Raw genomic sequence first — 13,080 nt, 5'->3', positions numbered from 1 at the left:
AAACTACTCCTAATGCTTGTGGCCCGTGTTGAGTTTGCGCTCCAGATAGATGGAGTAGCGGGACATGCCAAAACAGAACATCCAGAAGATCATGGCGATAAAGACATACGCCTCGGTGGAATACCCCAGCCAGGCCGGATCCGCCAGCGCCACCTTGGAGATGGCCAGCAGATCGAACAGCCCGATGATCAGCACCAGGCTGGTGTCCTTGAACAGGGAGATAAAGGTGTTCACCAGCGAGGGGATGGTGATCTTGAGGGCCTGCGGCATGATGATGAGCCCCATCACCTTCCAATAGGAGAGCCCCAGGGCCTCCCCCGCCTCGTACTGCCCCTTGGGGATCGCCTGCAGCCCGCCTCTCACCACCTCGGCCACATAGGCCGCTTGGAACAGGATGATGCCGATGAGCGCCCGCAGCAGCTTGTCGAGCTCCACTTCGGTACTCATGAACAGCGGCAGCATGACTGACGCCATGAAGAGCACGGTGATGAGCGGCACCGCCCGCCAGAACTCGATGTAGACGGTGCAGAGGCTGGAGATGACCGGCATGTGGGAGCGACGCCCCAGCGCCAGCAGGATGCCGAACGGCAGCGCAACCACTATGCCCACCACCGCCAGCACCAGGGTCAGCATCAGCCCGCCCCAGCGGTTCGTCTCCACCACCTCCAGCCCAGCCCCACCATGGATGAGGAAGAAGGCGATGACAGGGAATACCAGCAGGGTGAACAGCGCCAGCCACCCCTTGCGCGGGGTCTTGGGCCAGATGAGCAGGGCCAGCAACACCGCCAGGCCGGCGAAGGTCAGGTTGATGCGCCAGTACTGATCGGCCGGGTAGAAGCCATAGAGGTACTGCCCCAGCCGGCTCTCGATGAAGATCCAGCAGGCGCCGCCCTGGCCGCAGGCCTCGCGGCTGCTCCCCTGCCAGGTGGCGGAGAACAGCGCCCAGTCCAGGGCAGACCAGATCAGCGGCAGCAGCAGATAAGCCAGCACCAGGGTCAGCAGGCCGTTCCACCAGTTGGGAAACAGATTCTGCCTGAGCCAGGCGACCAGGCCCCGGCGATGGCTGGGAGGCGGCAGAGCCTCCTGCAATTCGTTCACAAACATGACTACTCCCTAGCGCTCAACCAGCGTCATTCTGCGGTTGTAGATGTTCATCAGCAGCGAGGTGGTGATACTGATGACGAGATAGACCCCCATGGTCATGGCGATGACCTCGATGGCCTGCCCGGTCTGGTTGAGAGTGGTGCCCATGAACACAGACACCAGATCCGGATAGCCGATGGCCGTGGCCAGCGAGGAGTTCTTGGTGAGGTTCAGATACTGGCTGGTCAAGGGAGGGATGATGACCCGCATCGCCTGGGGAATGATCACCAGCCGCAGCGTCTTGGCGGGTGAGAGCCCGAGGGCGGAGGCCGCCTCCGTCTGGCCCTTGCTGATGGCCATGATGCCGGAGCGCACTATCTCCGCGATAAAGGCCGCCGTGTAGATGGTGAGCGCCAGCAAGAGGGCCGCTAGCTCGGGCAGGACCGTCAGACCGCCCCGGAAGTTGAACCCCTGCAGGGCCGGTACGCTCCAGCTGAGCGGGCTGCCCGCCAGCAAGAAGGCGGCGGCCGGCAACAGAATGACCAGGGCGGCCACGCTGCGCCAGAACGGGAATATCCTGCCGGTCAGGGCCTGACGGCGCCGTGCCCAGCGGCTCAGCCCCCAGCTCAACACCACGGCGATCAGCAGGGCCAAGAGCACGTAGCCGAATCCCTCTTCGAACAGGGGCTTGGGCAGATAGAAGCCCCGCACGTTGAGGAAGGCGAGCCCCCCCAGATCCACGCTCTGGCGCGGAGATGGCAGGGTGCGCAGCACCGAGAAGTACCAGAAGAAGATCTGCAGCAGCAGCGGGATATTGCGAAACGTCTCTATGTAGACGGTCGCTATCTTGGCCACCAGCCAGTTGCGCGACAGGCGCGCCACCCCGAGCATGAAACCGAGCAGGGTGGCAAACAGGATGCCGAGCACGGAGACCAGCAGGGTATTGAGCAGCCCCACCAGAAAGGTACGGCCGAAGGTATAGGTCTCGTCATAGGGGATCAGGCTCTGCAGGATGCCGAAGCCCGCCGTGTTGCCCAGAAAATCGAAGCCGGTGGTGATGCCACGGGTGGCCAGATTGGTCAGGGCATTGTGGATGATGTAGAACAGGAACCCGACCACGACCGCGATGGCCAGGCACTGGAAGATCAATGCCCGCACCTTGGCGTCATACCACCAGCGGCCCTGTTCCTTCCTATGGTTTGATGCGTGTAACGCCATGAGGATGACTCCGACAAAGCCAGGGGAAATGGGGGGCCTCGGCCCCCCGATGGTTGTCGACTCAGCGGATGGGCGGCGCGTACATCAGGCCACCCTTGTTCCAGAGCGCATTGATGCCGCGCTCGATCTTGAGGGGGGAGCCGGCACCGACGTTGCGATCGAAGGATTCGCCATAGTTGCCGACCTGCTTGACGATGTTGTAGGCCCACTTGTCATCCAGCCCCAGCACCGACCCCTTGGGCTCTTCCAGCCCCAGCAGACGACGGATATCCGGGTTGGTGGACTTGAGCATCTCGTCCACGTTGGCACTGGTGACCCCGGCCTCCTCGGCGTTGAGCATGGCGTTCAGGCTCCAGCGCACCACCTTGAACCACTGATCGTCACCCTGGCGCACGGCAGGCCCCAGCGGCTCCTTGGAGATCACCTCAGGCAGCACCATGGCCTCCGCCGGCTTGCTGAGCTTGATCTTGAGGGCATAGAGCTGGGACTGATCCGAGGTCAGCACGTCGCAGCGGCCCGCCTCAAAGCCCTTGACGGTCTGATCCGAGGTATCGAACACCACAGGGGTATATTTCATGCCGCCATTGGCGCGGAAATAGTCCGCCAGGTTGAGCTCTGTGGTGGTGCCAGACTGGATGCAGACGGCGGCACCGTCGAGCTCCTTGGCGCTCTTCACCCCGAGGGACTGCTTGATCAGAAAGCCCTGACCATCGTAGTAGTTCACCCCGGCAAAGGTCAGGCCCAGCGACCCGTCCCGGGTCAGGGTCCAGGTGGTATTGCGCGACAGCAGATCCACCTCGCCGGACTGCAGGGCGGTGAAACGCTCCTTGGCGGTGAGGGAGACATACTTCACCTTGCCGGCATCCCCCAGCACGGCCGCGGCCACGGCGCGGCACACGTCCACGTCCAGACCGGTCCAGGTGCCCTTGGCGTCCGGATTGGAAAAGCCAGGCAGGCCATCACCCACCCCGCACTGCACGAATCCCTTCTTCTTGACGGCATCCAGGGTGCCGTCTGCCCATGCATTGGCTGCCACCAGCGACAGCACCATCACCATACCTGCCTTGTGTATCTGCTTCATCTCACGCTTCCCTGTGGTTTGATTCAAATAGGCACCAGAACCTGGCAAGATGCCTTCGTTTCTCTGCTTTTTCACAGCTTATCGAGCGGCTCAAAAACCTGTCAATCGGTGCAAGCCGGCCCAACCTTGGTGCAGCAGCACAAAATAGGTCTACGGGCCGATATGCACTCTTAGAATTAAAAATAGACCCTTATTCGCAAAATGGCCTACGGTTCCAAGCCCCCGATAACGTGAGGATTATTTTTCGCAAAAAATCGGGCGCACCGGATTGGGGCAGAAAAGCGCGCTGACAATGTATTTATCGGGCGCATTTTGCCAACAACAGGGCTCATTATTGGGGGGAATGAACCAATACCGGGCAACCGGAAGAGAGGGATGAAAGGTGGAAACGGGGGCGTAAACGCAGGAAAGAGACCGGAGCCACACCACCGCACTCGGCGCGCAGCATCCGGTCGGCAGGATCAATTGCCGCGCGGGCCGTTCTCGATATCGGTGACCACCCCGTTGCGCACGGTGACGAAACGCATGAACTCGTTCTTGCCGAAGTTGTAGGTCCAGCGCTCCCCATACTTCACCTGCACCAGGTTGCCGAACTGGTTCTCCTCGTTGCGGGTCAGCTCCTCGCGCAGCATGGGCTCGCCGCACTTGATCAGCATCTCGGCGGTGCTGTCCCCTTCGGTGATCAGCGCATTCTTGCATCGCATGGCGCCGGCACTGGCCGGCAGACTCAGCAGCAGGGCCAACAGGGTTCCGCCAACCAGCGGCAGTGACTTCATCGATAGCTTCATCTGTAACTCCATTTGAACAGGGCGCTGCCCAGGGTGATGCAGCAGAGCGTAAACAGCAGGACAAAGCCCAGTGGCGCCGCCACCTCGGCCCAGCCTGCCCCTTCCAGCATGACGGCACGGGCCGCCGCGATGATCTGGCTGAGCGGCAACCTGGCTGCCAGCTGCTGCAGCCAGGCTGGAGCCCCTTCCAGCGAGAACCAGACGCCGGAGAGGAACATCATCGGCATGCTGATGACGTTGAGCAGCCCGCTCGCCAGCTCCTCGTTCTGGATGCGGGCCGCCACCAGCAGACCGAGGGAGGCCATGGACGCCCCACCCAACAGGGCGATCAACAGCAGCAGCCAGCCCGAGCCGAGCAACGGCACCCCGAGCAGAAAGTAGGCCACCAGAAACACCAGCAGGCTCACCACCAGGGTGATCAGGATGCGCGACAGCAGCTGAGCGCAGAGAAACTCGGCGGCCGAGAGCGGAGTGGCCCCAAGCCGCTTGAGCACCCCGTTCTTGCGGTAACGGACGATGACGAAGCCCACCCCGAACAGGCCGGAGAACATCAGGTTCATGCCGATCACCCCGGGCAGCAGCCAGTCGCCATAGCGAATGGCGCGCCCGCTCAGAGTCTCCCGCACCAGCTGCACCGGCACGGCCTGGCGCAGCAGGTACTCGGCCATGGCGCCCTGGGGGGCATCCGGGTTGATCCAGTAACGGCCCGTGCCGGGCGAGAGCAGCAGATCCAGCTGGTGGTGGCGCACCTTGAGCCGGCCCTTCTCCTCCTCGTCATAGGGGATGATCTTGAGCAGCGGCACGGCGCGTAGTGGGGCATAGGCCGCAGGCAGCTCCCCCACCACGCCCATCTGCACCAGCGGCTTGGGCGGGCCGGAGAAGATAAGGGTGAACCCCAGTACCAGCAGCAGCGGAAAGGCCAGGTTCCAGATCAGCGCGGCCCGATCCCGCACGAACTCCAGGTTGCGGGCATAGAAGAGCGCCCCGATGCGCTTGAGTGATCCCGTCATCTGGTGCTCCTTGGGCTGGCAGGCTGGAGCGGCATGCCGGCAGGCGCCGCTGCGGGGTGCCACGGGGTAGCTTTCATGCGCCGCTCCGCAGGCTGTGGCCGGTCAGGTTCAGGAAGAGATCCTCCAGGTTGGGGGAGCGCACCTGCATGCCGGTCAGCGGCACGCCCAGGCTCAGCAGCCGTGGTAGCAAGTCCGCCACGTCGGGGCAGCTCAGCTCCACCTGCTCGCCCAGCGGGCGCAGGGGGTAGCCGAGACTGGCGAGGGCCGGGTGAGCCGCCAGGCGCACCAGCACGCCGTCAAAGTGTTGGGCCAGCAGGGCGACCGGGGTATCCAGGCTGAGCAGATGGCCGTGATCGACGATGGCAATCTGATCGCACAGCTGCTGGGCCTCGTCCATGTAGTGGGTGGTAAGCACCACCGTCTTGCCCTGCGCCTTGATCGCCTCGATGCGCTGCCAGAAGTGGTGACGGGCCTGGGGATCGAGACCCGTGGTGGGCTCATCCAGAAACAGCAGCTCGGGGTCGCCGAGCAGGGCCAAGGCCAGCAGCAGCCGTTGCCGCTGACCGCCGGAGAGCTTGCGGCTGTCCCGATCGATGAATTCCCCCAGCGCACACAGCTCGATGAGCTGAGCCTGGGGCAAGGGGGCCGGGTAGAGGCTGGCAAACAGCCGCAGGGTATCGCGCACCGTCAGGAAATCCTGCAGCGCCGTGTGCTGGAACTGGATGCCGATGCGGGAGCGATAGTCGGGGCCGCGCGGGGCTCCGTGGAACAGGATCTGGCCGCTGTCCGGGGTGAGGATCCCCTCCAGCAGTTCGATGGTGGTGGTCTTGCCCGCCCCGTTCGGGCCGAGCAGGCCGAAACAGCTGCCGGCAGGAATTGCAAAGCTGAGCCCGTCCACCGCCTTGACGCCGGGGAAGTGCTTGACGAGATCGACGACTTCAATGATGGCAGCCATGGGCGCTCTCCCAGCAGGAGCCATGACTATATCCAAAAGCGCAGGCGCTGCCCATGCCCCGCCGTGCGCGGCGCAAAAAAACAGACGGCGACCCGAGGGTCGCCGTCTGTATCAATCAAGCCAGCCGGATCACAGGATGTCCAGCAGCTCCACTTCGAATACCAGGGCGGAGTACGGCGGGATGGAACCGGCACCGCGTGCGCCGTAGGCCAGATCCTGCGGAATGTAGAGCTTCCACTTGGAGCCAACCGGCATCAGTTGCAGCGCTTCTACCCAGCCGGCGATCACGCCAGTTACCGGGAATTCAGCAGGCTGGCCGCGGGCGACGGAGCTGTCGAACACACCACCGTGGGTGAAGGTACCATGGTAGTGCACGCGCACGGACTGACCGGCTACCGGTACGGCACCGTTACCTTCCACCAACACTTCGTACTGCAGACCGGACTCGGTGGTCTTCACTTCGGCGCGCTTGGCGTTGTCGGCCAGGAAGGCTTCGCCTTCGGCGGCGGCAGCCTTGGCAACGGCTTCCTGCTCTTCCTGCATGCGGGCGGTGATGACCTGGAAGGCATCGTTGATATCGTCACGGCTGACCGCGAACTCCAGACCATTCAGGGCATCTGCCAGACCTTGCTGCAGGGCCGGGATATCCAGACCGGCGAAGGCTTGCTGCGCCAGTTGATCACCCATGTTGCGGCCGATGCCATAGCTGGCCTTCTGTTCGATAGAGTCGTATTGGGACATTGAGAAGTTGCTCCGGGTCCTGAGGGTAAAAGAGACGGGATAATATCAGACTTTTGCGCCGGGTGCTGCCGGCCTGTCCCCGGTTTTGCCCCCAGGTGGGAGGTGCCTCACATCAGCCCCCTCATCCCCGGCCCTTCTCCCGCCAGGGGAGAAGGGAGCAAAACAGAGCACCATCACCCCTGCTCACATTCAAACCGTATCAGGCCCTGTCCAGCAGAGCCCGCACCGCCGCCACCTTGGCGCCGTCGGTGATATTGACCCGACCGTCGTCCGAGGTGTCCATGCTGACGCCCATGACGAGACACCATGCCGCCGCGCGGCCCGTATCAGCCCCTGTCCAGCAGAGCCCGTACCGCTGCAACTTTGGCGCCGTCGGTGATATTGACCCGGCCATCGTCCGAGGTGCCCATGTTGACGCCATGGGGCACCATGCCGCCGCGCCAGCCCATGCCGGACATGTGCACTTCGTTCACCCCGGTAAACTCGATGATGGTGCGCACGTTGTCGGCATTGACCCCGGCGCCGGGCATCAGGCTGGCGCGCCCCGCCAGCGCCTGCTGCATCGCCTGCAGGGTCTCAAGCCCCGCCAGCGCAGTCGGTGCATGGCCCGAGCTCAGAATGCGCTCGCAGCCGGCGGCAACTATGGTCTCCAAGTCGAGGCGCCAGTCGGAGGAGAGGTCGATGGCGCGGTGGAAGGTGACGCCAAGGGGCCCCGCTGCCTCCACCAGCTGGCCGAGTCTGGCGGCAGGCACCCGTCCCTCCTCGTCCAGCAGACCGACCACCACCCCCTGCAGGCCGGCGGCACGGGCCGCCGCGATATCCTGCAGCATCATCTCGAACTCCCCTTCGCCAAAGCAGAAATCGCCGGCCCGGGGCCGGATCATGGCGTAGACGGGAATGGTGGCATGGCGCGCCGCCAGCTGCATGAAGCCATAGGAGGGGGTCAGGCCGCCCAGCCCCAGCGCAGAGCAGAGCTCGATGCGATCGGCGCCGGCCGCTTGGGCAGTGAACAGGGATTCCAGGTTGTCGATACAGATTTCAAGAGAGGTCATGATGGACTCCTTTATTGGGGAGATCAGACCCCGGATCTGATCTCATAAATTGAGCAAGGCGGCCCCGCGCACCCCGCCGGCGCCGCCGAAGCGGGCCTCGCGGATCTCGGGCAGGGCGACCCCGGGCAGCAGGTGACCGGGCAGGCGCAGCGGCAACTGCTCATAGAGCGCGGGCAGGCCGCTCAGGCCGCCCCCCAGCACCACCACGTCGGGGTCGACCACCGAGATGGCGGTGGCAAGCCCGGCGGCCATGATCTCGAGCCAGCAGTCGACCGCGGCCACCGCATGGGGCTCGTGCGCCTCGAAGCGCCCTACTATCTGGTGGCCGCTGGCACGCTGGCCGTGGAAGTGGTGATAGAGCCGCTCCAGCCCGGTGCCGGAGGCATAGGTTTCAAAACAGACCAGGCGACCGCAGCCGCAACGGGGACGAGGCAGGTCGGGGTACTTCATCAGCATGGTGGCCGGCAGCGGGTAGTGGCCTATCTCCCCCGCCAGCCAGTTGCGGCCCTGGATCAGCTTGCCCGCCAGATAGACGGCGCCGCCGATGCCAGTGCCTATGGTGACGCCGAGGGCGCTGTCGGCACCCGCCGCCGCCCCCTGATGTACCTCGGACCAGAGGAAGCAGTTGGCATCGTTGTCCACCTTGACCGGTCTGCCCAGCAGTTCGGCCAGATCGGCGCCCAGGTGGCGACCATTGATGGAGGGCAGATTGGCCGCCACTATGCTGTGGTCGTGCCGGTTGAGAATGCCGGGAAAGCCGATGCCTACCGCACCGCGCGCGCCGAAACGGGCATCCGCCTGTTCGACCCGCTCGCGAATGAGTTGCTGCAGCCCCTGATAGTCATTGCCGGGAGTGCTCACGCGCTCCTCGTGGCAGAGATTCAAGGCGCCGTCATAGACGGCGAACGCTATCTTGGTGCCACCAATATCAAAGCCGTAATACATGCCACACTCCCTTGTCGGTGAGCCGCCTCACCTCAGCCTGTCCAGAGGGGGACATTGTATTAATTCGCAAAAAAAATAAAGTGACCGAGGGCGAAAAACGGGAGAGAGATCAAAGCAAACGAAACATTTGTCGCTGCAGGCAGGGCTGGCCGAGGCTCATCAGGGTGCGCTCCTGACCATCGAAGACGAAGCCGCGGCGCAGATAGAACCCCTCGCCGATGTGGTTGCCATCGAGCAGCCACAATCTGACGCCTTCACAGCCGGCGCGCCGCATCTGCATCGCCACCGCCTGCCACAGCCGCTTGCCGTGGCCCTGGCGCCAGTGGTCGGGATGCAGGTAAAAGGCACGGATCCAGGCGGTGGGGTACTCCCCCGCCAGCTCCGGCTGCCAGTAGAGCAGGCCGATGACCACCTCGTCCTGGCACAGCAGCATGGGCCTTGGGCCCGTCTCCGCCAGCCGGCGCTGCCAGATCTGCAGGTGCTCGGTGACCGCCAGCTGGGCCAGCATGTCGGTACCGAGCACGCCGCCATATGCGGCGAGCCAGCTGGCCCGCTGCATCACCGTCATGGCGGCGGCGTCATCGGACCGCGCCATGCGCAGGCTTATGCCTTGCATTGAGGCACCAGTCCGGAGGCGCGGGCCTGCTGATAGAGCGGCACGGCCTCAGCCTGCTGGGCCTGCAGCTCGGCGATCCGGCTCTCGTTGCTGGGGTGGGTGGAGAGCAGCTGGGGCGGCGCATTGCCGCCCGCGGCCGCGCTCATGTTCTGCCAGAGCGGGATCGCTTCGGCGGGGTTGAAACCGGCGCGGGCCATCAGATCCAGGCCCAGCCTGTCCGCCTCGCTCTCCTGCTCGCGGCCATAGGGCAGCATGACGCCGACCTCGACCCCGAGCCCCAGCGCCGCCATGGTGGCGCCGCGGTATTCGCTGCTGCCCATGGCGATGTCGGCCGCCGCCAGCCCAAGGCCGGTCAGCTGGCTGCGGGAGAGCCGCTCGTTGGAGTGCTGGGCCAGCACGTGGGTCAGCTCGTGGCCGATGACGGTGGCGAGCTGATCCTGATTCTTGGCCACCTTGAGCAGGCCGGTGTAGACCCCGATCTTGCCGCCGGGCAGGGCGAAAGCGTTCACCTGCTTGGAGTCAAACACCACCACTTCCCAGTTGGTGATGCCGTAGCTGGCGGGCACCTGGGCGGTCACCGCCTTGGCGACGCAGGAGACATAGGCGTTCACTCTGGCGTCCTTGCTCACCTTCTCCTGCTTTTTCATCTGCTCGAAGGAGTCAGCCCCCAGCTTGCTCATCTGCTGGGGCGAGAAGAGCAGCATCTGGCTGCGACCGGTGGGAGACTGGGCACAGCTGGCGAGCAGGGTCGTACAGAGTGCCGCCAGGCCAAGCTTGAACAGGGGAGATGTCATGGAGGTGTCCTTCACCATAAAGATGCCCTATTTTCGGAAATGCGGGCGTCCGGTGCAAGTCGACAAATCACCCGGTCCGGCGAAAGCGGTCACAGCCGGCCCAAAAAGAAAACGGGCCCCGCGGGGCCCGTCTGGCAGAGGAAACCGGCTTACATGATGCCCAGTTTCTTCAAGTCGGCTTCGACCACCTTGGCCGGTACCGGTACGTAGCCATCTTTGGCGACGATGTTCTGGCCCGCCTTGGAGAGCACCATCTTCAGGAACTCTTGCTCCATCGGGGAGAGCGGCTTGTTCGGGTGCTTGTTCACGTAGACGTACAGGAAGCGCGACAGCGGATACTTGCCGGTGATGGCGTTGTCGGAGGTCGCTTCGATGAAGGTCTTGCCATCCTTGGAGAGCGGTACGGCGCGCACGCCGGAGGTGACGTAACCGATGCCGGAGTAGCCGATGCCGTTCAGGGAGGAGGAGACCGACTGCACCACGGAGGCGGAGCCCGGCTGCTCGTTCACGCCGCTCTTGAAGTCACCGTTGCACAGGGCGTGCTCTTTGAAGTAGCCGTAAGTACCGGAGACGGAGTTGCGACCGAACAGTTGCAGATCCTTGCCAGACCAGGAGCCGTCCAGACCCAGGTCGGCCCACTTGGTGGCCGCCTTGGCTTCACCGCACTTGAGGGTGCTGGAGAAGATGGCATCCAGTTGCTGCATGGACAGGCCCTTGATGGGGTTGTCCTTGTTGACGAACACCGCCAGGGCATCGACCGCGACGCGGATGGCAGTCGGCTTGTAACCGTAGCGCTTCTCGAACGCCTCTTCCTCGCCGGACTTCATGGCGCGGCTCATGGGGCCAAACTGGGCGACACCTTCGGTCAACGCGGTCGGCGCGGTAGAGGAACCGGCGGCCTGGATCTGCACGTTGACGTTGGGGTACATGCGCTTAAATTCTTCGGCCCACAGGGTCATCATGTTGGCCAGGGTGTCCGAGCCGACAGAGGACAGGTTGCCCGAGATGCCGCTGGTCGGAGTGTAATCCGGCAGATTTTTATCCACACCGGCAGCCAGGGCGCTGACGGAAAACAGGGTTGCTGCGGTGAATCCGATTACACCAGCCAGTTTGTTGAGTTTCATCCAATCTCTCCAAGGTTGCAGAACGCAGTCCATCAAAACACGGGTTAACTTGGCTCAGTGCCGGTCATCCGACCGGGGCGCTGAGTGTCATTCCCTGCCCTCTTTGGCCCGACTCCTGGGCGGTGGAAGGCAGTCATCAATCTGAGGCCGAAACGTGGTGGCATCCCGAGTGGGGCGATCGGCCGGTCGCGTTTCATTCTCTCCCTGCGCCGCACTGGCACAGGTCCGTTCTCAAGACGGCGCCAGTATCTGACCTGGCAGTGACAAATTTATGGATTTAATGTGACACTTTAATGACATGGCGAGGCTTTTGACCAAATGAAAAAAGGGCCGCCATCGCCGCCCTCTTTTCATTGCTAACCCATTGCTTGAAAAGCTTATTTCAACACCACCATGCGAGCGGGGATGAGGAAGCTGAAACGGCTGCCAAGGCCGACCCGGCTCTCGATGTCGAGCTGGCAGTCGTGGTGACTCAGGGCATGCTTGACGATGGCAAGGCCGAGCCCGGAGCCGCCGGTGTGGCGCGAGCGCGCCTTGTCGACCCGGTAGAACCGCTCGGTGAGCCGCGCCAGGTGCTCGGGCGGGATCCCTTCCCCCTCGTCCTGCACCGCAAACAGCGCCATCGTCCCCTGCTTGCGCCACTCCACCGTGATCTTGCGCCCCGCCGGGGTGTAGTGGATGGCGTTGTAGACCAGGTTGGAGACGGCACTGCGCAGTTGATCCTGATCGCCGCGCACCAGCAGATTGGGCTGCACCATGAACTCGATCTGGTGGGCCCGCTCGCCGGAGAGCGCCCGCGCCTCCTGCTCCAGCAGCCCCAGCATGGCGGGCATGTCCACCAGATGGGAGAGATCCACGGTGGGCGCCGCCTCGATCCGCGACAGGGTGAGCAGCTGATTGACCAGGTTGTCCATGCGGATGGTCTGCTCCATCATCACCCTGTGTGCCTTGGCCCACATGGCGGGCGGCGGCGGCTCCTCGGTCATCTCCAGATACCCCTTGAGCACGGTGAGCGGGGTGCGCAGCTCGTGGGAGACGTTGGAGACGAAATGCTTGCGGGTCTTCTCCAGGCTGCGCAGCCGGGTCACGTCCCGCACCACCAGCATGGCCTGATCCTCGGCATAGGGCATGATGCGAAACTCGAGAAACTTCTCCTCGTTGATGGGCGAGGTCATCTCGAACGGTTCGTCATACTCTCCCTTGCCTAGGTAGGCGCCGAAGGCAGGATTGCGAATCAGGTTGCCGATGTGCTGACCGGCATCTTCCGGCCAGCGAAAGCCGAGCAGCTGCTCCGCCAGCCGGTTGCACCAGAGGATGCTGCCGTCGGTGCGAAATACCACGGCCGCATCGGGCAGTGCCTCGGCCCCTTCCCGAAAGCGGCGAATGAGACCCGCCAGCTCGCGGCGGCGGGCCCGGTGGCGCTGCTGCAGCTTGTAGATGCCGTTGAAGATGTACTCCCAGCTGCCGCTGCCGTTGGGAGGCACCAGGCTGCGATCGTGCCACAGCCAGTCCGACAGCCGCTTCTGGAAACGGTAGTGCCAGCCCAGGTGCATGACGGTAGCCAGCAACAGACACAGGGCCAGACTCTCCGTCAGCCAGCCGACCAAGACGAAGGGCGCATAGAAGAATGCCATTCGCCACAACTGGCGCCGCCAGGCGTATGGTTGCAACAT

General features: G+C 63.7%; 13 protein-coding genes and 1 pseudogene. All 14 read right to left on the bottom strand.

Annotated features, from left to right (window positions below; translation table 11 throughout):
• Positions 1–9: 9 nt before the first annotated feature.
• Positions 10–1,104, bottom strand: a complete 1,095-nt coding sequence (locus I6L33_RS10430; protein ID WP_017780619.1) for an amino acid ABC transporter permease — start codon at positions 1,102–1,104, stop codon at positions 10–12.
• Positions 1,105–1,113: 9 nt separating this feature from the next.
• Positions 1,114–2,301 carry an amino acid ABC transporter permease gene (locus I6L33_RS10425; protein ID WP_236664646.1) on the bottom strand — a complete coding sequence of 396 codons (1,188 nt, stop codon included), beginning with the start codon at positions 2,299–2,301 and terminating at the stop codon, positions 1,114–1,116.
• A gap of 61 nt (positions 2,302–2,362) precedes the next feature.
• Positions 2,363–3,382 carry an amino acid ABC transporter substrate-binding protein gene (locus I6L33_RS10420; RefSeq protein WP_005298555.1) on the bottom strand — a complete coding sequence of 340 codons (1,020 nt, stop codon included), beginning with the start codon at positions 3,380–3,382 and terminating at the stop codon, positions 2,363–2,365.
• 461 nt (positions 3,383–3,843) lie between these two features.
• Positions 3,844–4,170 carry a DUF2845 domain-containing protein gene (locus tag I6L33_RS10415; RefSeq protein ID WP_005298553.1) on the bottom strand — a complete coding sequence of 109 codons (327 nt, stop codon included), beginning with the start codon at positions 4,168–4,170 and terminating at the stop codon, positions 3,844–3,846.
• The gene (locus I6L33_RS10410) at positions 4,167–5,180 is read right to left on the bottom strand and encodes an ABC transporter permease (RefSeq protein WP_126882322.1); all 1,014 of its coding nucleotides are present in this window, start codon (positions 5,178–5,180) and stop codon (positions 4,167–4,169) included. The genes I6L33_RS10415 and I6L33_RS10410 overlap by 4 nt, the downstream gene beginning before the upstream one ends.
• 73 nt (positions 5,181–5,253) lie before the next feature.
• The gene (locus I6L33_RS10405) at positions 5,254–6,135 is read right to left on the bottom strand and encodes an ABC transporter ATP-binding protein (RefSeq protein ID WP_017783484.1); all 882 of its coding nucleotides are present in this window, start codon (positions 6,133–6,135) and stop codon (positions 5,254–5,256) included.
• Between the two features lie 129 nt (positions 6,136–6,264).
• Positions 6,265–6,876, bottom strand: a complete 612-nt coding sequence (locus I6L33_RS10400) for an FKBP-type peptidyl-prolyl cis-trans isomerase (protein WP_005298548.1) — start codon at positions 6,874–6,876, stop codon at positions 6,265–6,267.
• A gap of 199 nt (positions 6,877–7,075) precedes the next feature.
• Positions 7,076–7,168 (bottom strand): annotated as a pseudogene (locus I6L33_RS10395) (copper homeostasis protein CutC); the annotation flags it as partial.
• Positions 7,169–7,202: 34 nt separating this feature from the next.
• Entirely contained in the window at positions 7,203–7,928 is a 726-nt protein-coding gene (locus I6L33_RS10390) for a copper homeostasis protein CutC (protein ID WP_010634723.1), read from the bottom strand.
• 42 nt (positions 7,929–7,970) lie between these two features.
• Positions 7,971–8,873, bottom strand: a complete 903-nt coding sequence (locus I6L33_RS10385) for an ROK family protein (protein ID WP_214454098.1) — start codon at positions 8,871–8,873, stop codon at positions 7,971–7,973.
• A gap of 109 nt (positions 8,874–8,982) precedes the next feature.
• Positions 8,983–9,489: a GNAT family N-acetyltransferase gene (locus I6L33_RS10380; RefSeq protein WP_201880435.1), complete on the bottom strand. Its 507-nt coding sequence runs from the start codon at positions 9,487–9,489 to the stop codon at positions 8,983–8,985.
• The gene (locus I6L33_RS10375) at positions 9,477–10,283 is read right to left on the bottom strand and encodes a M48 family metallopeptidase (protein ID WP_017780627.1); all 807 of its coding nucleotides are present in this window, start codon (positions 10,281–10,283) and stop codon (positions 9,477–9,479) included. Before I6L33_RS10375 ends, I6L33_RS10380 begins: the two co-directional genes overlap by 13 nt.
• Positions 10,284–10,432: 149 nt before the next feature.
• Positions 10,433–11,407, bottom strand: a complete 975-nt coding sequence (locus tag I6L33_RS10370) for a PstS family phosphate ABC transporter substrate-binding protein (protein ID WP_005298532.1) — start codon at positions 11,405–11,407, stop codon at positions 10,433–10,435.
• Positions 11,408–11,784: 377 nt separating this feature from the next.
• Positions 11,785–13,080: a phosphate regulon sensor histidine kinase PhoR gene (gene phoR / locus I6L33_RS10365; RefSeq protein WP_005298529.1), complete on the bottom strand. Its 1,296-nt coding sequence runs from the start codon at positions 13,078–13,080 to the stop codon at positions 11,785–11,787.

This window comes from Aeromonas sp. FDAARGOS 1403 (assembly GCF_019047325.1).
Taxonomy (GTDB): domain Bacteria; phylum Pseudomonadota; class Gammaproteobacteria; order Enterobacterales; family Aeromonadaceae; genus Aeromonas; species Aeromonas dhakensis.
This window is presented reverse-complemented; position numbering and strand designations above follow the sequence as displayed.

What these genes read in the sequence shown, in the direction of transcription:
- I6L33_RS10415 (WP_005298553.1), bottom strand. Translation starts at nt 4,170, where the DNA reads ATGAAGCTATCGATGAAGTCACTGCCGCTGGTTGGCGGAACCCTGTTG.
- I6L33_RS10420 (WP_005298555.1), bottom strand. Translation starts at nt 3,382, where the DNA reads ATGAAGCAGATACACAAGGCAGGTATGGTGATGGTGCTGTCGCTGGTG.
- I6L33_RS10410 (WP_126882322.1), bottom strand. Translation starts at nt 5,180, where the DNA reads ATGACGGGATCACTCAAGCGCATCGGGGCGCTCTTCTATGCCCGCAAC.
- I6L33_RS10400 (WP_005298548.1), bottom strand. Translation starts at nt 6,876, where the DNA reads ATGTCCCAATACGACTCTATCGAACAGAAGGCCAGCTATGGCATCGGC.
- phoR (WP_005298529.1), bottom strand. Translation starts at nt 13,080, where the DNA reads ATGTTGCAACCATACGCCTGGCGGCGCCAGTTGTGGCGAATGGCATTC.
- I6L33_RS10375 (WP_017780627.1), bottom strand. Translation starts at nt 10,283, where the DNA reads ATGACATCTCCCCTGTTCAAGCTTGGCCTGGCGGCACTCTGTACGACC.
- I6L33_RS10370 (WP_005298532.1), bottom strand. Translation starts at nt 11,407, where the DNA reads ATGAAACTCAACAAACTGGCTGGTGTAATCGGATTCACCGCAGCAACC.
- I6L33_RS10380 (WP_201880435.1), bottom strand. Translation starts at nt 9,489, where the DNA reads ATGCAAGGCATAAGCCTGCGCATGGCGCGGTCCGATGACGCCGCCGCC.
- I6L33_RS10390 (WP_010634723.1), bottom strand. Translation starts at nt 7,928, where the DNA reads ATGACCTCTCTTGAAATCTGTATCGACAACCTGGAATCCCTGTTCACT.
- I6L33_RS10385 (WP_214454098.1), bottom strand. Translation starts at nt 8,873, where the DNA reads ATGTATTACGGCTTTGATATTGGTGGCACCAAGATAGCGTTCGCCGTC.
- I6L33_RS10405 (WP_017783484.1), bottom strand. Translation starts at nt 6,135, where the DNA reads ATGGCTGCCATCATTGAAGTCGTCGATCTCGTCAAGCACTTCCCCGGC.
- I6L33_RS10430 (WP_017780619.1), bottom strand. Translation starts at nt 1,104, where the DNA reads ATGTTTGTGAACGAATTGCAGGAGGCTCTGCCGCCTCCCAGCCATCGC.
- I6L33_RS10425 (WP_236664646.1), bottom strand. Translation starts at nt 2,301, where the DNA reads ATGGCGTTACACGCATCAAACCATAGGAAGGAACAGGGCCGCTGGTGG.